At 42.2% G+C, this 26,417-nt stretch carries 19 protein-coding genes and 1 pseudogene; 5 read left to right on the top strand and 15 right to left on the bottom strand.

Annotated features, from left to right (window positions below; all coding sequences use genetic code 11):
- The 7 genes and pseudogenes from V7K56_RS23380 to V7K56_RS23355 form a co-directional block, all read right to left on the bottom strand.
- On the bottom strand, positions 1–1,687 hold a 1,687-nt coding region (locus V7K56_RS23380; RefSeq protein ID WP_334914063.1), incomplete at its 3' end, for a two-partner secretion domain-containing protein.
- Positions 1,688–2,159: 472 nt separating this feature from the next.
- Positions 2,160–2,522 (bottom strand): hypothetical protein, encoded by a 363-nt coding sequence (locus tag V7K56_RS23375; RefSeq protein ID WP_334914061.1) that lies wholly within the window; start codon positions 2,520–2,522, stop codon positions 2,160–2,162.
- A gap of 443 nt (positions 2,523–2,965) precedes the next feature.
- Positions 2,966–4,468 (bottom strand): HlyD family efflux transporter periplasmic adaptor subunit, encoded by a 1,503-nt coding sequence (locus tag V7K56_RS23370; RefSeq protein ID WP_334914059.1) that lies wholly within the window; start codon positions 4,466–4,468, stop codon positions 2,966–2,968.
- 25 nt (positions 4,469–4,493) lie between these two features.
- Entirely contained in the window at positions 4,494–6,713 is a 2,220-nt protein-coding gene (locus V7K56_RS23365) for a peptidase domain-containing ABC transporter (RefSeq protein ID WP_334914057.1), read from the bottom strand.
- 135 nt (positions 6,714–6,848) lie between these two features.
- Complete coding sequence (locus V7K56_RS23360) at positions 6,849–7,247, bottom strand: hypothetical protein (protein WP_334914055.1); 399 nt, start codon at positions 7,245–7,247, stop codon at positions 6,849–6,851.
- A 439-nt stretch (positions 7,248–7,686) separates the two neighbouring features.
- Positions 7,687–7,807 (bottom strand): annotated as a pseudogene (locus tag V7K56_RS37205) (cysteine peptidase family C39 domain-containing protein); the annotation flags it as partial.
- A 439-nt stretch (positions 7,808–8,246) separates the two neighbouring features.
- Positions 8,247–8,684 carry a hypothetical protein gene (locus V7K56_RS23355; RefSeq protein ID WP_334914053.1) on the bottom strand — a complete coding sequence of 146 codons (438 nt, stop codon included), beginning with the start codon at positions 8,682–8,684 and terminating at the stop codon, positions 8,247–8,249.
- A 341-nt stretch (positions 8,685–9,025) separates the two neighbouring features.
- Here V7K56_RS23355 and V7K56_RS23350 point away from each other — a divergent pair, with 341 nt between their 5' ends.
- The 4 genes from V7K56_RS23350 (at position 9,026) to V7K56_RS23335 (ending at position 15,425) form a co-directional block, all read left to right on the top strand.
- Positions 9,026–10,213: a sigma-70 family RNA polymerase sigma factor gene (locus tag V7K56_RS23350; RefSeq protein ID WP_334914051.1), complete on the top strand. Its 1,188-nt coding sequence runs from the start codon at positions 9,026–9,028 to the stop codon at positions 10,211–10,213.
- A 170-nt stretch (positions 10,214–10,383) separates the two neighbouring features.
- Positions 10,384–11,535 carry a DUF1822 family protein gene (locus V7K56_RS23345; protein WP_334914049.1) on the top strand — a complete coding sequence of 384 codons (1,152 nt, stop codon included), beginning with the start codon at positions 10,384–10,386 and terminating at the stop codon, positions 11,533–11,535.
- A 653-nt stretch (positions 11,536–12,188) separates the two neighbouring features.
- On the top strand, positions 12,189–14,549 hold the full coding sequence (locus V7K56_RS23340; RefSeq protein ID WP_334914047.1) for a CHASE2 domain-containing protein: 2,361 nt from the start codon (positions 12,189–12,191) through the stop codon (positions 14,547–14,549).
- Between the two features lie 60 nt (positions 14,550–14,609).
- Entirely contained in the window at positions 14,610–15,425 is an 816-nt protein-coding gene (locus V7K56_RS23335) for a DUF928 domain-containing protein (protein WP_334914045.1), read from the top strand.
- Positions 15,426–15,865: 440 nt separating this feature from the next.
- Here the strand turns inward: V7K56_RS23335 and V7K56_RS23330 are convergent, their stop codons facing one another.
- The 3 genes from V7K56_RS23330 to V7K56_RS23320 all read right to left on the bottom strand — a co-directional run bounded on the left by V7K56_RS23330 (position 15,866) and on the right by V7K56_RS23320 (position 18,027).
- Positions 15,866–16,450 carry a Uma2 family endonuclease gene (locus V7K56_RS23330; RefSeq protein ID WP_334914043.1) on the bottom strand — a complete coding sequence of 195 codons (585 nt, stop codon included), beginning with the start codon at positions 16,448–16,450 and terminating at the stop codon, positions 15,866–15,868.
- Between the two features lie 117 nt (positions 16,451–16,567).
- On the bottom strand, positions 16,568–17,206 hold the full coding sequence (locus tag V7K56_RS23325; protein ID WP_334914041.1) for a peroxiredoxin: 639 nt from the start codon (positions 17,204–17,206) through the stop codon (positions 16,568–16,570).
- A gap of 200 nt (positions 17,207–17,406) precedes the next feature.
- Positions 17,407–18,027: a TetR/AcrR family transcriptional regulator gene (locus V7K56_RS23320; RefSeq protein WP_334914039.1), complete on the bottom strand. Its 621-nt coding sequence runs from the start codon at positions 18,025–18,027 to the stop codon at positions 17,407–17,409.
- 410 nt (positions 18,028–18,437) lie between these two features.
- Here V7K56_RS23320 and V7K56_RS23315 point away from each other — a divergent pair, with 410 nt between their 5' ends.
- A complete protein-coding gene (locus V7K56_RS23315) occupies positions 18,438–19,532 on the top strand; it encodes an FAD-dependent oxidoreductase (protein ID WP_334914037.1) in 1,095 nt (364 codons plus the stop codon).
- 168 nt (positions 19,533–19,700) lie between these two features.
- Here the strand turns inward: V7K56_RS23315 and hpsP are convergent, their stop codons facing one another.
- The 5 genes from hpsP to V7K56_RS23290 form a co-directional block, all read right to left on the bottom strand.
- Complete coding sequence (hpsP, locus tag V7K56_RS23310) at positions 19,701–20,903, bottom strand: hormogonium polysaccharide biosynthesis glycosyltransferase HpsP (protein WP_334914067.1); 1,203 nt, start codon at positions 20,901–20,903, stop codon at positions 19,701–19,703.
- A 49-nt stretch (positions 20,904–20,952) separates the two neighbouring features.
- Positions 20,953–22,128, bottom strand: a complete 1,176-nt coding sequence (gene hpsO, locus V7K56_RS23305; protein ID WP_334914035.1) for a hormogonium polysaccharide biosynthesis glycosyltransferase HpsO — start codon at positions 22,126–22,128, stop codon at positions 20,953–20,955.
- Between the two features lie 80 nt (positions 22,129–22,208).
- Positions 22,209–23,189 (bottom strand): hormogonium polysaccharide biosynthesis glycosyltransferase HpsN, encoded by a 981-nt coding sequence (gene hpsN, locus V7K56_RS23300; protein ID WP_334914033.1) that lies wholly within the window; start codon positions 23,187–23,189, stop codon positions 22,209–22,211.
- 270 nt (positions 23,190–23,459) lie between these two features.
- The gene (gene hpsL / locus V7K56_RS23295) at positions 23,460–25,115 is read right to left on the bottom strand and encodes a hormogonium polysaccharide biosynthesis protein HpsL (RefSeq protein ID WP_334914031.1); all 1,656 of its coding nucleotides are present in this window, start codon (positions 25,113–25,115) and stop codon (positions 23,460–23,462) included.
- Between the two features lie 287 nt (positions 25,116–25,402).
- A complete protein-coding gene (locus tag V7K56_RS23290; RefSeq protein WP_334914029.1) occupies positions 25,403–26,179 on the bottom strand; it encodes a glycosyltransferase family A protein in 777 nt (258 codons plus the stop codon).
- Between the last annotated feature and the right edge of the window lie 238 nt (positions 26,180–26,417).

The raw sequence follows: 26,417 nt of genomic DNA, 5'->3' as shown, positions 1-26,417 counted from the left end.
TCCCCGCATTCCCCTGTCCGAAAGTTGAGGCTGAAAGTTGAGCGCCATCAGTAAGTGACAGGGAAGTAGCATTGATGTCGATATTGCCAGCCTTATCCACACCTCCTGCTTGCACTCTGCTGAAGATGTAAGAGTTACCTGCAAGGTCAACAGCATTTTTTGCACTCACTGTCACATTCCCCGCATTCCCCTGTCCGAAAGTTGAGGCTGAAAGTTGAGCGCCATCAGTAAGTGACAGGGAAGTAGCATTGATGTCGATATTGCCAGCCTTACCCACACCTCCTGCTTGCACTCTGCTGAAGATGTAAGAGTTACCTGCAAGGTCAACAGCATTTTTTGCACTCACTGTCACATTCCCCGTATTCCCCTGTCCAGAAGTTAAGGCTTCAAGTTGAGCGCTATCAGTGAGTGACAGGTTTGCTGCATTGATGTCGATATTACCACCCTTACCGACACCACCGAAATCTACAAAACTTACGATAAAACCGAATGCAAGGTCAACAGCATTTTTTGCACTCACTGTCACATTCCCCGCATTCCCCTGTCCATCAGTTAAGGCTTCAAGTTGAGCGCCATCTTGTAATGAGAAGTCACCAGAATCGATAGTAATGTTGCCTCCTTTGCCTTTTGCTTCTTGTTCTACAAAATTGTCAATCATACTACCAAAACCAGCAATTTTGATTTCCCCGGTAGCATTAAGTGTAATATCCCCAGCAACACTTTTAGGTGTACCCAAACCTACCCCGATACCAGCATAAAGTCCACTTACGCCTAATATGTCTATATTTCGGGCATTGATTGCAATATTACCGCCACCAGCACCAGTGACAAATACACCTGCTTTATTGGTAAGCGATATATCAGCACGAGTCACATTAAGAGGAAATTTCAAGCTGAGATTATCCCGATTAAAAAGAAGATTGACATTTCCCGGTGCTGCTAACCCCCCTAATTCAACTCTCCCACCATAAGCATTTAAATTGCCGCCATCCATGCTGACATTACCGCCCACTAGCAGTAAACTTTTTCCATTAGGTACTCGTAAACCAGATGCTTTCAAACCTGATGGGTCTATTCCTGCTGGTGCAATTGACCTGTTTTCAATGCTACCAGCCTGAAGTTGATTAAAAAACAATGCCGAAGGATTAACTGTTAGTAATGCAGAAGGAGTCTGAGGATTAGTTGCACTAAATTCCAACCCATTACCAAACACAAATGAGTTCGCCGTAGTCGCTATAAAAGAACCGCTCACATCCAAACGCGCATTCTGTCCAAAAATGATGCCATTGGGATTGAGAAAAAACAAATTTGCACTACCATCTACCCCCAAAGTGCCGAGAATATTTGAGACCTTGCTCCCCGTCACCCGTGTGAGAATATTGGAGATTCCCGTGGGATTGGCAAAGTAAACGCGCTGCAACTGCCCTACATTGAATTCCTGAAAACTATGGAACAGGTTTGCACCGCGAATTGCTCCGCCATCAATGCGATCGCCAACACTACCTTTAATATTGACATTGGGAGTTATTCTTGAGGAGCGATCGCCCAATGTTCTATCAGGGATAATCTGGGCTAAAGCGTGATTTTCACAACAAAATATTATGACATAAGCAAGCACTCCAGTAATGCTAAAAACTCTTAATAAACCTGAGAGCCAATTCCTATTTCTACTAGATTGCCATATCATAACCAGCCTCGCCTGCTCATTTCCTACCTGTCAAAAGAAGCAGGGGAGCACGGAGCAAGGAGGAAGATTAAGACGGAACTTGTACTCCGCTCCAGTTCAAGCGCCCTGTAAGAGCGGGGCTTCTTTCCGAGACGCTTTGCGAACGTACCCATGCTCCGCTTTGCTTTGCGCTCCTCTTAAGGGCTTGCTCCCTTTGCTCCCTGCCCCCTTCCCCTCTGGCTCTTCGGTGAATATGATACATCAATCATGACTTTTCAAACATCTTCTTAGAACCCCGACTTTTAAAAAAAGTCGGGGATTCTAAACACCGAGGTAAAAACTATTTTAGTCAAGTTGTTGAGCCGATAAGCAATAAAGCAAGCAAGTTAAAACTCTCACCGAATTGTTGCTTGCACCGTCAACGGTTCACCATAAAAAATGCTAAATCGACCATCGGCAGCTTCAAAATATTCCACATCGAATAGCGTCTTTATCAAGCAACAGCCCCTTGTTTAGGCTGACGCATTGGACGTTTGCGCTCGCTTCGACGAACGCCTCCTGCCATTTTGTACTCATCGCTATTCTTGCCATACTTTGCAGCTACACTGACTAACATATGTTCTGTTAGTTCCATCAGCGATTTTTCGGCAAGTTCTAAGGTTCCCTGAGTCAGATCCACGGTGGAGAGGCTTGAGTTATATGCTTCTAACTTGTCTTGCGTTGTTTTGATGGCAGATGCAAAGGAGTCAATTGTTATCCCATTGCCTAAGTCTAAGGTGGGACTGATCGATTTCAAAGCCGCAATCCGACGCTGTGCTCTATCAAGTACTTTAGACCCGCGTTTTGGACGTGACATAAATCACTTTCCTATTATTAATAATGCGCCAGGACAAAAACTGAGTTCTATCCTGAACTGTACAGCACTAGGATAGACAGAATTTGGGTTACTTGACACCCGCACAATGCCGTATAAAATGATTTATTTATTACAAAATCATTAAATAGTTTTATGTAAATTCTTGGAGTTTGCCCGAATTCAATAAACGACTGCCCGAATTCAATAAACGACTGCCCGAATTCAATAAACGACTGCCCGAATTCAATAAACGACTGTCCGAATTCAATAAACGACTGTCCGAATTCAATAAACGACTGTCCGAATTCAATAAACGACTGCCCGAATTCAATAAACGACTGCCCGAATTCAATAAACGACTGCCCGAATTCAATAGATATTTTCTCTCAATGAGAGTAAAGTTTTAAAACTTAAAGTTAGATAATGCTTCCCAAAATAAAAAGTTACAAATCACTAATCAACCTCGCTTTACGGAGAAAGAATTGCAGCACCGTTTCTTCACGGGAAATAATATCAACCCTACCCTCCATGCCCAATTGAATGTGACATTGGTTTTTATCTTTACCTAAAACCAGAGTTTCCGGTTCAATAGTCACTTCATAAAAAGCACCAGACGCAGTAGCTTTTGGGCTAGTAGTCCCATTCATTGATGCATTTGTGCCATTGTTTTGAGGAGCGATCGCATCTGGAGAAATTGTCTGTACTTTTCCATTGAGAGTACCATAATCCGGGTAAGGACAAGCACTTACCCGCATTTGGACTTTTTGACCAATTTTTAACTTACTTTGCTCATCAGATGCCACCGCAGCTTTCAAAATTTGAGGTGCATCAGTGGGGACAATTTGCAATACTTCCTCGCCAGCACGCACAGTTTGACCTGGGTTTCGCAAATTGAGTTGGGAGATGATACCATCGGCTGTAGCTGCGATCGCGGTTTGAGCTAAATCTATTTCGGCTTGTTTGAGTTCGCTAGTATCGCGTTCTAACTGCTTTTCAGTTTCAATCTGTTGATTAACTAAGGCTTGACGTTCCTTTTCTATTGTTGCTTTGTTGCTTTCCCCTCCGGCTTTTTCTTGAGCTATCCTTTCAGTAGCAACAGTTACTTCTGTATTACTTGGATTTACGGCAACTTGGGCGCGTTGTCTTCTGGCAATGGCAGCAGATACTGCTTGTTGTAACCTTTCAATTGTCTGTTTTTGCACCTCCACTGCTGCTGCTTGCGCCTTTACCGCTTGCTCTTGCTGTTTGGCAGCTAATTGTGCTTCTTCAAATTGATCCTGAGATAGCGCCCCTTGGTTAGCTACAGTCTCATATCGTTTCTGTTTTGACTGAGCTGCACCCAAGGCAGCTTCAGCAGCATGGAGATTTGCTTGTGTTGTGTTTAACTGTGCTTCCCCAGCCTGCAATTCTTTCTCAGCTATTTTGACGTTGGCATCAGCTTCTTGAAGTTCGGAAACAGTGGTAAGATTTTTATCTTGATATTCCCGACGGCGACCGCTCAATTCGGCTTCGGCGCCAGTAATAATCCGGTTAAGGCGGTCAGTTTCGGCTCGAATCTGGCTATTAAGGGAACTAATCTGGGCATTGATTTGCACTAGTTGTAACTTAGACTGTTGAATACTAGTTTGCAATTGACTTTTTTTGGTTTGCAGACGAGAGTCATCGATAGTTGCGATCGCATCTCCTTTTTTGATAAGTTGATTTTCTTTGACATAAATGTGCATTACCTGACCTTCAGTCGCCGCTTGCACAATTCGCAATTCACCCGTCGGACGTACAACCGCCTGTCCTTGGACTGTAACCTTATACTTACAAATTGCCGCAAGTGGCACAGCTAATCCGAGAACGCAGAGAATAAACATTCCGCCCCATGTTGTCCAACGAGTAATTGGTGGGAGAAATTCGTTTGTTTGAATTGGGGGGAGAAAATTTGTGTTGCTAACCATGATGTCTTACGAATTACGAATTATCTTAATTAATGGTGGCAGTCTTACCGTTATGATGAGCTGGGGAAGATATTAGCGCCAACCCATTATAAGAGGGAAAAATATCATCTAAGAAATCTAAATGTTCGCCAGGTAAAGAGCGCAATTCTTCTGGTGTACCTTGGATTTTTAAGCGTCCTTGTTCTAAAAATACAATTAAATCTGCCCTCTGTATCACCTTGGGACGGTGACTAATTAAAATAGTCGTTTGATTGTGACGATAGGCTAAAAGTCTATCTAGTACTTCTCTTTCACTTACTGGGTCGAGTGCGCCTGTGGATTCATCTAAAATTAAGATTGGTGGCTGAGTAACTATGGCTCTGGCTATGGCTAATCGTTGGCGTTGTCCACCAGAAAGATTTGCCCCAAATTCTCCTAAAACAGTTTGATATTTATCAGGTAGTTTGCTAATAAATTCATCTGCACCTGCAATTTGACAAGCTCTGACAATTTCTTCAAAACTAAGATGGGGATAGCTAAACTGGAAGTTATCAATAATCGAACGACTCCAAAAGTGGGGTTCTTGAGGAACTAATACCACTTGTTGACGGAGACATTCTAAGGATAGGTCTTGCTGATTATAAAAACCATAACGAATATTGCCAGACTCAACTTTATATAAGCCAGTCAGCAATTTTGCCAGGGTACTTTTACCACAGCCAGATTTGCCAATTAAAGCAATGACTTTACCGCCAGGAATAGTTAAGGAAAAATCTTGTAGGAGGTCAACTCTACCTGCGTGATGAAAGTTAAGTTCAGTGCAAGTAATATCTGCATGACCAGGAATTTGTGCCCAAGGCTTTTTAAAATCATTTTCGGATTCTGGGGTAGCGTCAATCACTTCTGTCATGCGTTGCAGGACTATCTGGGCTGTGATAAACTGCTCTACTAAGCCGATGGCAGCACCTAAGAAGCCAAGAAAGTTACCACTCATGCCGTTATATGCCATTAATTGCCCGATTGTTAAGCTGTGATTAATGACTAAATAGCTACCCATCCAAAGGATGCCAATACTAATGAAGGTGGAAAGAATGCCAGTAACTGTACTGCTATACAGTCCCAGTTTCATCACACTCCAGCCCAAGTTGGCGAGGCGACCATAATTCCTTTGGTATTCTGACCAAGCTTGGGGAGTGGCTTGGGTAGTTTTTAATACTTGGATGCCGCGAAATGTTTCTACCAAAAAGCCTTGGTTTTCTGTACCAGAAACAATTAGATTTCGGGTTTTCTGGCGCATCGCAGGTAAGAAAAGCAGGTTAACACCCGTGACAATTATAAATGCAACAATGGAAGCTAGAGTTAGTTCCCAACTGTAAAAGAGCATAAAACCCAAGGAAATTACAGCAATAAAGAATTGACTGGGTAATCCGAGGACAATTTGGGAAACTAAGTTATTGATGGCTTTGACATCGGCAATGCGGCTGACAACTTCCCCGCTGCGTCGTCCTTCAAAGTAGGAAAGGGGTAAATGTAAGAGTTTGCGTCCGTATTCTAGAATTAGTCCTAATTGCAATTTTTGACCAAAGTGACCGATGAGGTGAGATTGGACTAAACTAATGGCGCTTCTAATCAAGTTCATGGCGATAACGCCAATGGCAACGGTGGTTAGTAGTTGGGTATCACCTCGTACTAAGACATCATCGGTGAGGAGTTGCATCATAAAAGGAGATGCCAAAGAAAGCAGTCCAATGGCGATGTTAATGGCGATCGCTTGAGCGAGAATAGAGCGATAGGGCCAAACCCGTTGCAGATATCTTCCCAGTCCGTCAATTTTATCTGATTCTTGTTGATAAAAACGACTGTCGTCTGGAGTCAGCAGTAACATGACGCCATTACCCCAACCTGCCATTAACTCTTGACGGGTAAGATGACGAATACCAACACCAGGGTCGGCGATGACGTATTTTTTACCTTTTTGTCCGTATAATACTACCCAATGGTAGCCTTTCCAGTGGATAATTGCTGGTAGGGGAGCTTGATCTAATTGGTCAATTACTTGGGGAGTGGCTTTAACTTGGCGGGCATTGAATCCTAATACTTCTGCACCTCGCTTCAATCCCAGCAAGGATGTTCCTCTAGAACCAGTGCCTACGGCTTCTCGAACGCGGTTGAGAGTAAATGTGCGTCCGTGGTGTTTGGCAATGGTGGCAAGACTTGCAGCACCGCAGTCTTCTTCACTGTGTTGTAGAACTATCTGGTATTTCATTTTCAAGACCAATAGCAAGGGAGAAAGAGATATCGGGGCTTTCGCCCCGATAGGACAGGGATGCAGTTGAAGCTTACACGAAAAGCTTTAGCTTCAACTGCGCTATTTTTATGACAATTGCCTTATTCAAAGGCATCAAAAGGTAGATTCTATGACTTTGTAAGTCAGTGTGTACTGGGAACCACTTCCGGACAAGGTTATGGTTGTCGGCGATTGCAGGCCGTTGATTGTAAAGCCACCCATGAAGTCATCACCGCTCCAAAAGCCATCATCATCGTAGAGACCAACGAATGAGCCGTTATCGACCCCAACATGGAGCAGGGGGTCGAAATCCTTATTACTCCCTGATCCCATGCCACCGCTCCAAACCTTATTCCCGTTAACCTTGAGCATGGTATCGTCGTCACCTAATATATCTGCACCTGCATTCACGCAATACAGCTGTTTGATCACAAGATCGTAAGCAGCACCGCCATTGAGGTCTGCTCCTTCTTCAGGAGTTAAATTAGTAAATAATTGTTCTTTGTTAGCCATGATTTTCTCCGTTTGATATTGTTAATTGTTACTTTTTTTGACTTTGAAAAGTCACCAATTAGGCATTAATTAAATGCCCAATTCAGAGATAATTAGATAAATTATAATTCACCTTATTTGCACCTTTTTTGTAGTACTTACTAAGTGAACCTCTCTGCATATCACTCTTTACGACGACTTTGAGTTTTTATGCATTTGGAACAGAACTATTTTTAAAAATCTGGTAAATCCTTATGCATAAAAAAATCGGGGTACTTGCCCCGACCTTATATTGTATTCAGCTTCTTAACCCAGATTTTTGAGTAGTGACTCTTTGATCTGAACCAAGACAGTTAAGAAAATTGTCGGTTGGGTTAAGCAAAGCGCAACCCAACAAAGTCCCGGAAATGTTGGGTTACCCTGCGGGATCTTGCTACGTTCCTCAACCCAACCTACACACTGTGCCTACGGGTTCTCGAACGCGGTTGAGGGTAAATATGCGTCCGTAATGTTTGGCAATGGTTGCAAGACTTGCAGCACCACAGTCTTCTTCACTGTGTTGGAGGAATTTGGTATTTCATTTTTCTGATGTGATGATTGAAGAGAAAATACAATCGAGTCTTGTGACCCGATTGTATTAAGTATTTATTTTTTATATTCAAACCTTTGGCTGCTTGGGGTATAGTCTAAAGTAGTTGGTAAGAGCGATCGCTTAGCAGTCCCTCAAGACGCACCGATTGCGATCGCCACAAGATGTCCACCCCACTCTTTACTATTAGGTCTGACTGGAATGGCACTAAGAAAAGCCCAAAGGCTTGTGTAGCCTCGTTCCCAGTCTTAAGACTGGGAACGTATTCCGAGAGGCTCTGCCTCTCGTCAAGAAAGAGGAGGCGGAGCCTCCTATGATGGATTCCGAGCCTGGAGGCTGGGAAGCAGTCAGGGCAAGGGCTGTATCTTAACTTAGTGCCATTCAGGTCTAACTGAGTAGGGACTCTTTAAAATGTCAGACAACCAGTTCAGTTAGACTTCGTAAAATTCATATCTCCTTCCTGGTGCTAGATCCTGAATCTGATTTTGTACCCCTGGTAGCAGTAAACTAAGATCCCAACTTGCTGTAGCTGTTGGATCTAGACCTAGAAAATCTGAAACTTGCCCTGGGGCAATGGCAAGATTACTGCCAGCGTTAGGAGCATCATAGGCTAAGTTATAGGACAAATTGTAGTTAGTGGCATTTGTTATTTGAAGAACTGTCGGGTTGGGCGTAGGGAGACCAATATTAGTACTTAAAGTTCTTTGGACAGGCACGGCGGCCCTAGCTGGACCGGCATCTCTAATTGAAATTAAATACTGTCCTCCCTCAATTATTGCTCCTTCTTCGAGAGTTAATTCGGTGAACAGTTGTTCTTGAGCAACAACAGAATTGTTAGAAGTAGAAGTGATGGTATCGATATTTAACATGGTTTTTCTCCTTGTTTAATTAGGTTATGCAAAGAGAATTAGGTAAGTTTTAACACGTTGCATATTTGCGGGATGAATTTGCGGTTGTAACCATCGAAATTTTGTTCTTGACGAAATCATCGAATGATTCAGCAAGCCCCCAAAGAAAGCATCTTTTTAGTGTTACTTACTAAATGAACTTCTCTGCATATCACTCTCTACGATGACTTTTAGTCTTTATGCACTTGGATTGGAAAATTTTTGGAAACATCTGTAAAGTCCTTACGCAGCAAGGAATTAGCTTTTGCTTCTATGGCTGTATAATTGAAATCAGCTATGTTTCAAACAACGGCAAGTATTCCATGCAACCCCGACAGGGCATTGTTGAAATCTTTTCTACCTTTGTGCAATTTGATCTAGACCAATTTAGTGGTTGGGCAACAGATGCCAAACTGCGACGCAGTATGAAAGTTTGCCTGGGGGGAACATCAACTGAGAAATCAGATACCTTTTGGGCACTTTACTGGTATAGAGTTTGGCAGACTGAATCTAGTGCTGTGGCACTTGCACATATTTCTGCTTATTTACAAGAGGTGTGCTATTGGACAGCCAGAAAATTCGCCCTCAACTTTCCCACACAATCGTCTGTAGCAGACTGTTTTCAGATGGCGATCGCTCATATTAACAAAATACTCAAAACTTTTAATCCTGAATACAGTTCGCATTTAAAATCCTATGCACAATTAACTTTTGAATCGATTATCAAAGATGCACTGCGTTTACAGCGGGAAGCAGACATTTGCTCAGACTGGGCATTATTGCATAAACTCAGCCGCAAACGACTAGTGCAGTCATTACAAAATGCCGGATTTAACGCCGAAAGCATCGAGAGTTATGTTTTAGCCTGGGAATGCTTTAAGGAACTCTACACAAGTGACAATAGAAAAATTCGTCAGCTTGCCAAACCAGATGCTCGGACTTGGGAGGCTATTAGTAATCTTTATAATGCAGAACGTTTCAGCCGATTAAGTTCGCCCACTGCCACAGTCAATCAGCAAACCATAGAAACCTGGGTATTATCTGCTGCTAAAGCCGCCCGTAATTTACTCTATCCTCAGATTGTTTCCGCAGACGCTCCCCTCAAAGAAGATGAGGGTAATTTATTAGATATACTGCCTGTAGATTTGCAAACATCTTTACTAACGGAAATTATTGAGCAGGAAGAAGTTGCGAATATGCGATCGCAGCAAACTCAGTTAAACCAAGTTTTGTACAAAGCGATCGCTGCACTCGATGCTGAGTCTCAAAAAGTACTACAAGCTTACTACGTTCAACAACTGACTCAACAAGAAATTGCTGCACAGTTAGAAATTAAGCAATATACTGTTTCCCGTCGCCTTAGCAGCATTAAAAAGTCATTGCTTTTGACTCTCACGCAATGGAGTCAAAACACCTTGCATATTTCCCCTAAATCCGACGTAGTAGATGCCATAAACACAAGTTTAGAGGAATGGCTCAAAATTCAATATAGCCATACCCAGATTCAATGAGCAGACAAGAAATAATACCAATTTGAAAAAAGAATGCGACAGATACATACTCCTAAACCTTTGTTCTCTCTGGGTTTCTTAATTTTGAATTTTGAATTTTGAATTGGTATAATTTTGTCTCTCCCCTCTCCCTACTATGGTCTTTATATGGAGCTATTTTAAAATTATTTATGTTGAACCCACCTCCCCCATTTACTATTGACTCACAGCATTTATACTTAGAAATTAACCAATCTCCAGAGGCGCAAGAACAACCATACTCAACAGCTGGTGCTTGTCAACGTGGGTGGATAAATCAAAAATGCTTGCAAGCATTTTTGCCTTGGTTCAAGGAGGAAATTGCTCCCACCGCCAGGGTTTATCCTAACAGTGCGGCATTGCCGAGTTTTTGGGAAGTAGTCAATGGCACAGCTATTACTTTTGATCGCGATCGCCTTGTATTAATTCCCACCTTGGCAATGGATGACAATGAGTTGCGCGTACCGCAAGAATGGGTAGATATCCCAGAATGGGTTGCTGACTATTACATAGCAGTACAAGTTAATCCCGATGATGGCTGGATGAAGATTTTTGGCTATACAACCCATCAAATTCTGAAAACAAAAGGGATTTATGATGCTGGCGATCGCACTTACAGCTTGGAAAGTGAAGATTTAATTCCAGATATTAATGTGCTGTGGGTTACACGCCAACTTAATCAGCTAGAAGCCTTACGTGCCGAGATTGCACCTTTAGATTCTATTACCAAAACCCAGGCAGAAAACCTTTTAGAAAGATTAGGCGATCCCAATGTGAAATTTCCGCGTTTGGCAGTTCCATTTTCACTCTGGGGTGCGCTCTTAACACATAGCGGTTGGCGAAAAAAGTTGTATGAACTGCGTCAGGGTTTACTCATACAGTCGTCAATTCCGCAATGGTTACAGACAGGAGTAGCCAATTTAGCTCAACAGTGGGGATGGGAAAAAAGAGAATTCATCGTGGTACCTGCCAGAATGCGGAGTGCAGAACCAGTTCTCGGCTTGTCTCGGCAAATAATAGTTGCAGAGCAAACATACGAGTTACGCATTTTTCCAAAAAGCACTTCTGAGAACTATGTTTGGCGTTTTGAATTGCGAAGTACAACTCTTGATAGTCAAATTCCTGCTGGCTTTAAGCTCCGACTACTAACGGAAGACTTACAAGCTTTTGAAAATAATCAAGATACGGCAGTAACTCCTGTAGATATGTTGTATTTGGAAGTAATTTTGGAACTAGGAGAAGGATTGGTTTGGGAAATAGAACCTACACCTGAAGACTATGACCGAGAGATTTTGCGGTTTTAAGTGTTACCTTCAAAAATCTTCACGTTTAGCCTGTATTATTTGCTCTTACACTGAATTTAACTACACACAGTAGGCAATTCATTTAGCAACCAAGATATATATAGCAGGGTGTAAGGGCACGGTAGTGCCCATTGGTGTCAATTTAACGTAGAAATCCTTGTCAAGACGTGATATTGAGTTAATTCGCTTATGGTTACTCACAGCGTCACTCCATCTCGGTTTTGTCTAAAACCAAAACCGCCCCTCCCCGATGCCTTGGGGCTACGGTGTACACACAAGTCAAATTACCCCCCTCAATCCCACGCCACTTGCTACAACGGAGGGAACCTCCCTTCGGGTTCGGGGGTTCGCAATCGACGGGAACCGCCAAGACTGCGACCCCCTCACCGCAACGCAGTGGCTCCCCTTGTAAAGGGGAGAAGCCGGAAATCGAGTTCCCTTTTAAAGGGGCTGGTGAATTGTCGCCCACTAACTAACCTTGCAAACGGGAGAAGCCGGAAATCGAGTTCCCTCCCCTTTGCAAGGGCAGGGTTAGGGTGGGGTAAAGCGTATGCGGGACAAGCATTTGAGCTTAAGTTGACACCAATGGGCAGTGCCGTGCCCTACGGGTGTACCTCACATAGATACAACTCAACATCTAGGGAGAACTAGCTGTGGACAAGTTAATCATCTTAAAGTTAGGGGAGGGAAACTTTGAACAAGGTTTTACCGTGACTCTACAGATTGGCAATGAAAATGTCCGCCCGACTGTGGAAATTACAGGTGAGCTTCCCCCCAACCCGGAAATTCTCCGCGATTATCACCGTTGGCAATCTATTTATCGTAATTTAAGGCTGCCATCTCGTCCGATTGGTTTACCTAAAGAACTTAACCAAGTCCCCAGCCTAGAATACTGCCAACAAGTGAGTGAGGAATTTAAAGTAAGTTTTAATACTTGGCTTGCTTCCGATTCCTTTCGTTCTATCCGCGAGAAATTGTTAGAAAAACTCATGCTTGCGGATAATATCCGTATGCTTTTACAAACCAAAGACCTGCGATTACAGAAATTCCCTTGGCATCTTTGGGATTTGCTAGAACGTTATCCCCAGGCGGAAATAGCCATGAGCGCTCCTGCCTACGAACAAGTCAATCTTAACCGCATAGCAACTACATACGATAAAGTAAAAATCTTAGCGATTTTGGGTAACAGTCAAGGTATTGATACCAAAGCAGACCAGGCGCTACTTAATTTATTACCCAATACAGACATCACTTTTTTAGTTGAACCACAATGTCTTGACCTTACCGATCAGCTATGGGATCAGAATTGGCAGATTCTATTTTTTGCCGGACATAGTTCCACTCAAGAAACGAATCAAACAGGAAGAATCTACATCAACCAAACAGAAAGTCTAACAATTAGCCAGTTAAAGTATGCCTTGAAAAAGGCAGTAGAACGAGGTCTACAACTAGCGATTTTCAATTCCTGTGATGGCTTGGGATTGGCATGGGAGTTTGCAGATTTACATATTCCTCAAATTATCGTGATGCGAGAGCCTGTACCCGATCGGGTGGCGCAACAGTTTTTAAAGTATTTTTTAGAAGCCTTCGCACGGGGAGGTTCGTTGTATTTAGCTGTAAGGGAAGCACGAGAAAGGTTACAGGGACTAGAAAACCAATTTCCCTGCGCTACATGGTTGCCTGTGATCTTTCAAAATCCGGCTGAGATGGTGTTGAATTGGGGGAAATTGTTTAGAAATACACCCAATCTTCCTGCATCTTTGTCTCAAACCACGCCTGTTAGAGGAACCACAAATCGGCTTGGCTTCTCATTGATCTTACTGACAAGCATGGTAGTAACTGGAATATTAATCGGGATACGGTATTTGGGTGTGTTGCAACCATTAGAGCTAAATGCATTTGACCAACTGGTACGCTTGCGTCCTCCTGAAAAACCAGACTCACGCCTACTGGTTGTGACTGTGACTGAAGAAGATGTGCAAGCGCAAAAACCGGAAAAACCTCAAGGTTCGTTGTCAGACAAATCACTTGGCCAACTGTTAGAAAAATTAGAGGCATATCAACCGCAAGTTATTGGTTTGGATATATACCGAGATTATCCAGTGGCTAAGGATTATCCAGCATTAGCAGAACGAATGCGAAAGAGCGATCGCTTTGTGGGGGTATGTCAACTCAGCGATCCTCAAGCAGGAAAACCAGGTGTGAAACCACCCCCAGAACTTTCTTCACAGAATCTCGGTTTTAGCGATATTGTTGCCACAGATTCAGATAATGTCGTGCGTCGCCAGCTGTTAGCGTTAACTCCTTCACCCTCATCTCCTTGTACTGCGCCCTATGCCCTGAACGTTGAACTTGCGCTGCGTTACCTGCACACCAAGGGAATTCGGTTGCAGTTTACCTCTGATGGCGCATGGAAACTGGGGAAGCTGACATTTAAACCAATAGAAGCTCATACCGGAGGTTATCAAGGGGTTGACGCTTTTGGACACCAAATTTTATTAAATTATCGTTCTTCTCCTTCACCAGAAGCGATCGCACCAAGCATGACCTTACAACAAGTGCTAAGGGGTAAGCTAAATGCCAATGCAGTCAAAGATAAAATAGTTATTATTGGCACAACAGCAGAAACTTTTGGTGATTACTGGTTAACTCCCTACATCACTCCTCAAGGGAAATTACAGGCAATACCAGGAGTATTTTTACAAGCCCAGATGGTCAGTCAACTGCTCAGTGCTGCTTTGGATGGACAACCTCTGTTGTGGACTTGGCCGCTTTGGTGTGAAGTAATTTGGATTTGGGGTTGGTCTTTTTTAGGCGGTTTGTTTACTGCTTATCTGCACCGATTTATTTATCTAAGCTTGGCAGGAGGAATAGCCATTATTAGTTTATACGTTAGCTGTTTTATATTCTTAATTGTATATAGTTGTTGGGTTCCCCTCATTCCTACTATGTTGGCTTTAGTAGGTAATGGTTTAATAGCTATAACTTACTTAAACAGGAAATTTAAAAATTAATAATAATGCCAATTTGAAGTATTAAAATTACCGTTTATCAGGCAGAAGTTAGGAGTTTTTATGAAAAGTTATTGGCAAAAAATCCAATTAATCGCTGTATTTGGAATGACTTTGTTGGGAATTATCGGCTATTCTGCAATGATTTCGATGACATCAGGTGCGGCCATTCCTAAGAAATTTTCGCCTCCTCCGCCTCCTCCAGACAGGGGTGCAGCAGGCGATCGCGGTGGAGCTGCAAGTCGTGGTTGTGGTGTTAGTAATCAGTCTGTTATTGCACTTGTACCTATATACCAAGAGAGACTCAAACAAGGACAAACAGAAGCTGTTTCTGTTACTAAAGTTTGGGGCTTAACGAATGAGGAACATCCAACTTTTTGGTTTTTTGTCCCCTATAAAAAATCTATAATTGATTCTATTGAGTTTGTTCTCAAAGATGAGTCAAGTAAACCAAGTCAAACTCTTTACCGAACAATAGTAACAATACCAGAAGTACCAGGAATTATTAGCATTCCCTTAAGCACAAATAATCCACCATTGCAAGTAGACAAGATGTATCACTGGTTTTTCAAAATAAAAGTCATTTGCAATCCACAACAACCTCCAGAACGAGAGTATGTGGAAGGATGGGTGCAACCGGTCAATGTAAATCCTAAATTAGTAGATAGCTTGAAGCAAGCAACTCTTCAGCAACGGGTAAACCTTTATGCCGAGAATGGTATTTGGCACGATGCCTTGACTACTTTGGCTGAATTACGTCTTAGCAAACCTGAAGATCCAACTATAGCAGTGGAATGGATGAATTTGCTTAAATCCGTAGATTTAGAGAATTTAGCTAAACAACCTCTGATAAAATGTTGCCAAGTCAATGCAAAGTAGCACGCTCCTTCGGGGAATTCAAAATTCAAAATTCAAAATTCAAAATTGAAGACCCCACGGATAAATCCGGGAGCTTGAATTAATGTTGCTTTGCATTTTTATTTTCTATAAATAAATTTAGGGGTTTGTACTTTTTTCTTTCTGGTCAAAACTGGCTTATTCGAGGAGGATTTGATCGTGACTGTGCGATTCGCCTCAACTTTATGCTCAGTCTTTGCGTGGCGATACTAAGCCAAAAGTAGAGGAATTTGCAGCGATCGCTCAGGCAATTATATCATGTCCGCTTAATTAGTTATGCTTAATTAGTTATTATTCTGGGCATCTATGCAAAAATCTTAAAACCCTCTTTCCCCCTGCTCCCTGCCCCCTGCCTTATCCTAACAGTAATTATTTACGCCGACCTACTTATCGTCGCCAGCCTAAATTTAAATAAAATTTTCTTACCAAACTTTATTCATATTCAAAATAAACCCAGGCAATACCAACTCACCGCTAACGGTAGCAGGATTATCTAAACATTCTTCTGGCAATCCAGGACGATAAATATAAACTTTACGCTGCTTACGGTCAATTAACCAGCCTAACTGTATTCCTGGCTCATTCATATATTCCTCCATTTTTTCTTTCAAAGTCTGGAGGTTGTCGCTGGGAGATTTGAGTTCGACTACAAAATCTGGACAAATGGGTACAAACTTTTCTTGTTGTTTTGGAGACAGAGAATTCCACCGTTCTAGTTTAATCCAAGAAGCATCTGGGGATCTGTTCGCACCTGTTGATAGTTTAAATCCAGTACTAGAGTCAAAAGTTATACCTGTACTATCTTGTTCCGACCACACCCACAGTTGCCCAAAGATGTTGCCTCCACGGTTGCCTGTTGTTCCACCTGTAGGCGGCATAACTGATATCTCTCCGAATTTATTCCGCTCAATACGTAAGTCACGATTCACCTGACAAAACTCAAAAAATTGTTCGTCTGTCATTTGCATTGATGACGGAATTTGCAAAACCAAAGGAGATGAAAACATCGGGATTTCCTCCAGCTTTAGATGCCTAGCCCACTGATTATATTCTCACGCAAAAAAGCAAAGACGCAAAGTTATATCTTGGCGTCTTTGCTTTTGTATCCGAAACCATTTTTAGATTTACTTGTTAGGCTGAGGAGTTACCCGCAGATAAGGTTTAACTTCCTCATAACCTTTGGGAAATTTCTGTTTGAGTACTTCTGGATCTTTGAGTGAGGGAACAATTACAACATCCTCTCCATCTTTCCAGTCAGCTGGTGTCGCCACGCTGTAGTTATCAGTCAATTGCAGAGAATCAATCACCCGCAAAAGTTCATCAAAGTTGCGTCCCGTGCTGGGAGGATAGGTGAAAGAGAGACGGAGTTTCTTATTGGGGTCAATTACGAAAACCGATCGCACTGTCACAGCTGCATTAGCATTGGGGTGGATCATATCGTAAAGGTCTGCAACCTTACGATCTGCATCTGCCAAAATTGGGTAATTAAGAGTGGTGCTTTGAGTTTCTTCAATGTCTCCCACCCAGCCTTTATGGGATTCTACGTCATCAACGCTGAGTGCGATCGCTTTGACATTGCGCTTGTCAAATTCTGGTTTGAGCTTGGCAACTGTGCCAAGTTCTGTTGTACAAACAGGTGTAAAATCAGCAGGGTGAGAGAACAGCACAACCCAGCTGTCACCCGCCCATTGGTAAAAATCGATGTCGCCGTGTGTTGAGGCTTGCGTAAAGTTGGGTACTGTGTCACCTAGACGGAGAGCCATGAGAGATTACCTGTAGTTAGAAAGGCATATATATTCTAGTATGCCATCATGACATAAACCCCTATTTCCCAATCGGGCTTTAGCGGTTTGAAACAAAATTTTAGGTTGTCAACACTCTCGGATAAAGGACGAAAGAGAGGTAAAAACTATACTTACTTAGATCGTGCTCATGCAATCGCATTTCAATCACTAATGACTCATCAATGACTTTTGTTTTTGTGAATAATCAGTGAAACCAAGCCATCTATGAAGCGATCACACTCCATTGGTAAAATATTCCCACCATGCAGCATATCTCGCATAATCACAAAATGGATCAGTGTTCCCGTAAGCGTTCGTGCTGCAACTTCAGGATCAGCAAGCTGAAGTTTAGGATGAGTCGCAAAGTACTGCGTCAGAAAGTCAATATTTGGCTTTTCAATATTCTGAACAAATTCCTGTCCCAGTTCTGGGAAGCGTCCTGACTCCCCAATGATAATTCTGAAAAACGCTAGCTCTTGCGGGTTGTAAGTAATACGGTCAAGTATTTGAGTAGCATAACGTTTCAAAAATACAATCGGCTCCTCTCCCAATGGTGGAAGCTCTTGTTGGTGAAAAAAGTGTACTCCCACAGCTATTCGTTGGATAAGCGCGGTAAATAATACTGCTTTATCGGCAAAGTGTCGGTAAACTGTGGCTTTAGAGACTCCTGCGGCTGCCACAATTTTATCGATCCTGGCACCTGCATAGCCATGCTCCAGAAACTCCTGCATCGCTCCACGCAGGATGGCTTCGGTTTTTTCAGGGGACAACTCCCGCTCAGCACTCTTAACGTTACTCATCACTCAATTTCCCCGTTTTGCTAGGAATCCACTAACGACATTGACTAATTTCTAGCATACCTCTTGACAAGACGAAACTGTTTTGTTTCAATAAAATTAATTGAAACAAAACAGTTTCGTTTCAATTAATTTGTTGATAAGGATCTTCCCGTAAAAGTATGGGTGTTGGATAAGGACTTGATTTTATTCACAACGCTCTAAGCTCGTTTCGGTTTCGTTTTTCCTCGTTGTATTCATCGGGGGATTCGGCGACCAGCTCGAGCAGTATCCGCTTGCGAACGACCAGCGCTTATTGATCATCGGCGCGTTGGAGATACTCTTTCCAGGCTTCGCATCGGTGAGCGAACGGACGTTGCTGCCGCCTAAAAGTAGCAACTCGAAATACAGATGAATTAAGGAGATTATGAAAGATGACAAATAATAGCGATACGGTAGCTACCATCCCCTCGGATGTCGATGTCGCGATCATCGGAGCCGGTATCGGCGGGCTAGCTGCCGCCGTAGCACTGCGGAAGGCTGGCATCGAAGCCCACGTGTACGAACGAACCAAAGTCCTTAAAGCAGTTGGCGGAGCTGTCGTCATCCGCGAACCCAGTGTGCGGCTGTTTGAGGCATGGGGCATCGCCGACCGCTTCCATGCCGAGGCTGTGCAGATTCCGCTGATCGAAGTACGTGACAGCGACGGCGAACCCATTGGGACGATCTCCGCCGACCCGACTGGCGACGGCAGGGCTTACTCTGTGCATCGCGCCGATGTCCAAGCTCTCTTGCAGGAGGGCGTGGATCAGCAGCACATCCATCTCGGCATGGAATGCGTCGAGGCATTTGAAGACGGTGAGCGCGGTGTAGTCAGGTTTGCAGACGGGCAGCAGGTTCGCACCAAGGTCGTGATCGGAGCCGACGGCATCTGGTCCGTGGTTCGCAAGTTCGTTCATAACGACGAGCCCATCTTCTCGAAGCTGGTCGTCCTCCGTGGACTCGCGCCTAGTTCCGCGATGCCTGAAGGCACGCTAAACAACCGGCTCTACCTCTGGCGCCAAGAGTCCCGGGTGATGCTGCTGCTGCCTCTGCGCGGGGGTGCCGAGGTTGCTATGGACACCAGCATGGAGTACGACACCCCGCCGAAGGATCTCTGGACGAGCGAGGTGCCAATGTCGGTTTTACTTGATTACTTCAAAGGCTTCGACTCTGCCATAATCAACCTGATCGAAGCTGGGACGGTTCCGGTTCGGGCAAACCCTGTCTACGAACGCGAACCCATCCACACCTGGAGCACTGCACACATTACCCTGCTGGGCGACGCGGCTCACCCTATGGCTCCCCGCGTAGGTCAGGGCGCGAACCAAGCGATTCAGGATGCCGATGCTTTAGCCCGGGCATTGAGCAGGGAAGGAATGAGGAATGTTCCCGATGCCCTGCGCCGCTACCATGAGGAACGCGCACCGATAACTAAAAAGATGCAACTTCTTTCGAGGTCCTTACCCCAAATCAACTTCTTCGTTTGACGAGTGATGTAAAAGGGACTGGGGACTGGGGATTAGGGATTGGGGATTGGGTGTCAAATCGAAAAATTATGGTGGGGGCTATTACCCAAAGCAAATTTTAAAAACTTTCCCAGTCCCTGAGCGGCGTTCCTCCCCCACTATACATTTATGTTTTTCACCTCGTTCTACTTACGGAATTTTTTGTATTCTCTGCGTTGTCACTTTAAGTAGCAGAATTTTTTGGTAGGCTTGGATTGTTTGCTTGGCGATCGCATCCCAGCTAAAATTTTCCAAGGCATACTTTTGGGCATTTAATCCCCGTCGTTGGCGTTCTTGGGGATTTTGCAATGCCTCTTGCAGTAACTCTACCAGTGCTTGGACATTTGTTGGGCCTACCCAACCCGACTCACTATCACGTATCTGTTGACAAATATGCACTTGGTCAGAAATGACTACGGGTACACCTGCAACCATCGCTTCAGCTACAGCAATCCCAAAATTTTCGTAGTAGGAAGGTAAGACAAATAAATCAGCAGTTTGTAGTAAACTAACTTTGAGTTCACCAGTGACAAAGCCTGTAATTGTAGCGTGCGATCGTAATGGTGAATTTTGAATTTGGGATATTATCTTTTGTTCGTAATCTGGTTCTTGGGGATTAGTACCAGCTAAGACAAAATGAAACTTATAACCAATCGCTAATAGCTTCTCTAGCGCCGGAATCAACAAATTCAACCCCTTTTTCGGGTCAATTCGTGACATAAACAGCACCAATGGTACATCCTTTGGTAGTTCTAACTGACTACATACATTTTTAATAGAAGATTGATGGGGAATCACACCCAAGGGAATCACCAAATCTGGTGTAGATACTCCAAATCGTTCTGATATTTTAGCTTCTTGGTCGCTGGTAAAATGAATTGCTGCGGCACTAGCTAAATTTTGACGTTCTATAATTGCGGTATAAAGCTGTTTTAATTGCTTTTTCTTCTGTAAATCAGCCGGATCAAGAGTACCCAAAGGACGGAAAATATAAGGTAGCTTTTGTTGACGACACACAATAGCAGCAGCACTAATTATTGGTGAGAATAAAGCATGAATATGTGCTATGTCAAACTCGTGAGCATGACGTTTTAGCCAGTTTAATAAATCTAGGGAAAATTTGTAGCGACGAAACGGGGCACAACGAAAGTAAATTATTTCATAGCCATCTTGTTTAATGGGGCGATTTAAAGGAACATCCAGAGGTGTTTGACCATTATCACCATTACTATCAGTTGTGAGAATTGTAACTTCTACTCCCTCTTTTGCTAACGCTGGAGCTAATCCTAGTACCATTTGACTAGGGCCACCGTAAATTAGAGAAATTGAGGGGACAATTTGTAATATTTTCATTTTTTTGTCATTTGTCATTTGTCTTTCGTCATTTGTCCTTTGTCCTTTGTTATTCACTAATGACTAACTCTTGATAAAATTCTAATTGCTGTTTAGCCAAAGCTTTATTTGTATATTGAATCATTGCTTTTTGATAACCCATTTCACTTAGAATATGAGCAAAATCAGGTTTATCCATTAATTGAATTAAGCAATTAGCAAGAGCTTGAGCATCACCTTCAGGAAATACTAAGCCAGCATTACCAATTACATAGGGAATTTCCCCGGAATCAGAACCAATCACGGGAATTTGGCAAGCCATCGCTTCAATTAGTACATGACCAAATTGCTCTTTCCAGCCAGCAGAAGTTAAGGTTTTAAACTTGTAAGTTGTTTCTGAAGGTAATACTAAAGTACTCATTAAGTTGATATAGCTTGCAACTTCATGATGAGGAACACTTTCTATCAAAATTAATCGTTCTTTAATATTGTTTTCTGCCGCTATTTTGATTAATTCGCTTTGCAACTCTCCCCGTCCCAATAACAGTAATTTCCAAGGTTGATTTTTCAAAGTTGCTAAGGCTTGCAAAAGCGTCAACAAACCCTTCTCTTGCACAAATCGCCCAACAAAACCTACTACAAAATCCTCTTTTTCAATGCCCAACTTAGCTGCTAGCTCTGGCTGGTTTTTGGGAGTAAATAAACTTTCATCTACACCCAGTTGTGGCATGACTTTAATTGCCCCTGTATATCCCCGTTGCCGCAAAACTTCTGCTCCATCTTGATTGCCAGAAATAATGCCGTGGCTGTGGTTAAGGTTATATTTTTCTAATAAAGCAACTGGTAGTTTCAGTTCATAAGGAAGATTCCACCAGGTAAAAAATACATTTCTTGCCTTGAGTCCTAATAGCTGATTTAAGGCAATCATTTGAGTATAAGCCAATGCTCTAGACCCTTGTTCCACTTGGATGATTTGCGGATGAAATTGTTTTAATAAAGATATCAAATCAGCGCCAAAGGTAAGGAGTCCCTGATGATTTTGACTAAAATTAGAAACTGGAACTATTCTAAATCTGCCTTCATCACGGTATTCAGTTTCAATAATTCTGTTTTGTACACCGCCTGGTTTCCAGCGCTTTGGGACTACAACTGTAACTTCAATGTCAGATTCTAGTTGAGATAAAGCGCGTAATTTTTCACAGTTGAGGTCTACGATATAAGTGTGACTAGCAACTAAGATTTTCATTGATATTTATTATTTGTCATTTGTCATTTATTGTTTTTTTAATAATTAATACCCCATGCCTCATGCCCAATGCCCAATAACTAAACTTGTTTATCCAATCGACTGTAAATTTGACCATCGTTCCAGAGTGATTGGATAATAGTACCCAAGGCTTTGAAAAAACCCAAAGTGTAGAAAATAGCGCGAGTGGCAATTTTGATAGGGGAACCGCTTTTATGACAAGGTGGGCGTCCGAGAACGTGACAGTCAAATAAACGACTATATAAGCGTAAAGCTTGAGTCACAGTGAGGTTTTTCAGCCCCAGTAAAAAATGGTTGTGATAAAAGGTGAGTTGATATTTTAGCGATCGCATACTAATATCATGACAACCCCCTGTTTCTTCACCTAAATGCACCAAATGGGCTTCTGGGTCGTACCAAATTTTATACCCAGTTTGTCGCAACCGCAAACAAAAATCTGACTCTTCGCGCACTGCACTCCCGCCAAACCTCTCATCAAATCTCAATCCATACTTAGTAAAAATTTCGCGGCGAAATGACATATTACAACCCCTCGCTGTCAGCACTTGTTGGGGTTTAATGGTATGTACTAAATCAATATGATACCAAGCAATTCCTGGGTCCATAGCTTCAGGAGGCAGATATTCAATCTCTAAATCTCCTCCAGAATCACCTAATTTCATTTTGTCAAAGACCCGACCGGCTACAGCCCCTACCTCTGGGTTTTGCACATAATTTTTCGCATGAGCTGCTAACAATCCAGGGGTTAACTGAACATCATCATCAATAAACAATATTATTTCACCAGATGACCGCCGGACGGCATAATTCCGTGCCCCTGGCAAACTTGCCCAATCTAAGCGCAACCATTTAATTTTACCTACCTTTGCCATCTCTTCTAGGTAGGCTTGAATTTCTGGTTGGTGTTTTGGAGTTTGGTCTACAATTAAAACTTCAAAATTTGGATAGTCCTGTTTTAATACATCTACAATGCTATCGCGTAGCGCTTCTTCTCGTCCGTAGGTTGCGATAACTACAGTAACTAATGGCCAATTATTCATAATTTTTATTAAGTAATTTTACAACTTCTATAATAGCCTTGTAAAAATTAATTTTCATGAAACTCAGTAAGTGGCTATTGCTTTAATTTACACAGTGTATTTTCACGGGTTTTGGAAAACCTCGCTTTCATTCCTCTCCCTGACTACGAAATTGCTTACTCATCAATAAGTATCATCAAAAACAAGTGTATGGCGATAATTTCGAGATAGGTTTGAAATACTGAAGTATTTTTGACCTTCAATCATAATCTTTGGCCATTTTTATTTCATTTAAATTGTTTTTAGACGTTTTTTCTTGTTTTTTTGCTGAGGGTTGGCATCTTCCTTATCTTGTTTCTCCAATTCTGGCAATTTAAAAAGAACTCCCGCAAAAAACCAATAATAGGCAGCAACAGGGTCGACATCCAGAGGATAGTAGTAAGTGTTGTAACTAATAAACAATATAAACACCCATAAAGCTGCTGCGGAACTGCGGAAATTACGGTTCTTTATGGAGCGATAGGTTTTAAAGCCAAGAATTGTTAAACTTGTTACCAAACCTAGAAACGCTAATAATCCAAAAATTCCCACTTCATAAAGTACTTTGGGGTAGTAGGTTTCTACAAGCTTAGTTTCACCCATCACACGGGCAGAGTTTGTTGCTCGTCCTAAGCCGCTTCCCAATGGCCCGTCTACGTTTTTCCAATTTTCTTCAAATTGCTGGATGATAAAATCTTGAGGTGGTGAGGCGTTCCAACGACTGGCAAAACTATCGGTTCTCTCTTGTACGACAGCAGGGTTAGTCACCATCGCAATTCCCAAAATGAAGGCAAGTCCCACGCCTATGGGAATAAATCGTTTCAGGTTGCCAAGTTGTCCGGTGAGTAATAGCAAAATTCCGAAGCAGATTGGTACTAAAGCTAAGGCGATTCTCTGTCCAGAGATTACAGCATCGATAAAGACTCCCACTAAAGAAGCTAAACCGATTATCCGCCATATTGGGGAGGGATCGTTGAAGCCAGTGGCAAAGGTAAAAAAGGTGCTAGAAATTAAGAACCATGCCCACTGCCAAGGAGCTACAAATGTTCCTGGTAGGCGAATAACTCCTTCTTCGGGACTATATACTAGTGCTCCACCAAAATAACACCGAGCTTCGAGTGTTGCTCTAAATAAGGCATCTCCTTCAAGACCTCTAGTGCCTTGACACACACCAGTTAGTAGTAAGAAATATTGAATAAATCCCAGCGCGCAGCAAATCAGTGTGAGGACAATCTGGAGGCGCAATAAAAATAGAAAATCTCGCTTATCGCGAATTAGATAGTAGGCACAACCAATCAGGGGAACATAGCCTAAAAATACTTTTAGTCCCAGAATTCCCATGCCTAATGGTATTTCTTGGCGTGCTTTTTCTAATAGTCCCGCACTAGGCGGATTAAATTGTTGTCCACCATTGACAAACAACAGTGTTAGCAGACTGCAAGCCAAAACAATATAAAGTGGGATTTTAATGCCTTTAGGAATAATTATAGGTAGCCCCTGTCTACGGCAAGTCTGCCAAAGTCCAATTAGCGCTGGAACGTAAAAGGCATCTTTAGCTAATTGGAGTATGGGACTATTGCCCAAGTAGTAGGTGACAGTACCTCCCACAGGTATATAAATGATAAAGGCATATAGAGCTTGGCGCGGATATTTGTAGGAAAGGGACATGACTATTATCCCTAACACGCCAGGGACTGCTGCTTTAATTCCAGCTACGAAAAAAAGTAAAATGCCAACGAAGACACCGCCAAAAATGGCGGTGGTGAGTAAGCTAGTGACTTCTTTACGTACTTGAGCAGATTTGCGCTTTTGGGCTAACTGTTCTTTGAGGCTAAGGGTAGAAGTTTCCTTTTTAGCCTGCTTTTTCGATTTTTTAGATTGCCGAGATTTTGATTTGAATTTTGGCATAGTGGCACTGTAGCCTATCAGCCTCGCAAAATACTCCATTATATAGGACTAATATTTGATTTTGACACGTAGGGTGTGTTAGCGCCGAAACTACGGCATAATTTCAAGTTTTTGGTGCGTTACACTCTGCTAACACGTCATATATAGCAATCCGATTTGATTTCTGAAATTACTTGCGTAGGGAAGGAACAGGGAACAGAGAAGAAGAAATAAAAGTGTACGGAGTTCTATTCAAAAATCAAATATGAGTCCTATAAAACTAATTATTAGAATTTTTCAAAAACAAATTACAATTCCGATAGTTGATAAATCTCTCTGGATTGCTGTAATTCGTATAATCCGAATTCATCTCTCAATGATTGATTTAACAATTTACGATTAAAAATGCTAAATTTTAATCTTTTGGAATTTTCAAAAAGATTTTCTCCTGTTTCCAAAATATAAACTGCACCTGGAAATGGTAACGATTTAATTGATTTTCCTTTGCTCTTTAAAATGTCTCTAACTTTAGCGTGGTCTATATAATATTTATAGTATCCATAGCCACGATTGTATTCTGCGGTTTCTGGCAAATCATTCAAATCATACCGAAGAATATTACAAGTACCGCACATTTTATAAAAATTGCTTCTTTTAATATATATGTAATTACTGCCTTCTTGATATTTATAACCTTTATTTATAAACCATCCATTAGAATCAGGATGTTGTTGAATAAATTTAGCCAACTTTTCACTCACACAATCGTCAGCATCAACTGTCATGGTGTGAGTGGGAGAAAATTGACGAGCATAAACCAATCCTTTTAAGATTTTACGCCCTTTATCTGTGTCTCCTTTGGCTTCACGGGTAGGCTCGTTTGGAGGAGAAAAATCAACTGTAATATATGTGATTTGAGGATGAGTAAATTCTATTTTGGGCTTTTCGTGGCAAACAACAATAACGTGAAAGTTAGGTGAGGTTTGATTGCAAACTGATTTAATGCATCTTTCAAATAATTGTGTTACACGCTCCCAGGAATTGGAAACTTGTACACTTTTGAGTGGGATAACAAAAATAAGCACTATATTTTATCAGAACAAACAGCTAGGAATCTCGAAGCAAATAATAACACGTTAAGACTTATGCTAAGACTAAATGTCATATCATGTCCTCATTCTTTAGTTGTGATTTCTACATAGAACTTACGCAACAATCGCCAAAAAGCTTAATTTATCCAACTGCCATCTCTATGAAATTAAGGCAAAAGACGCGATGAATCGCCGTCTCTACAATAATTATTCGTTTCGTATTGACGGCGAT

Origin of the sequence: Nostoc sp. (genome assembly GCF_036917535.1) — a bacterium.
GTDB lineage: Bacteria > Cyanobacteriota > Cyanobacteriia > Cyanobacteriales > Nostocaceae > Nostoc.
Note: the sequence above shows the minus strand (reverse complement) of the source record. Positions and strands in the feature narration are given on the sequence as shown.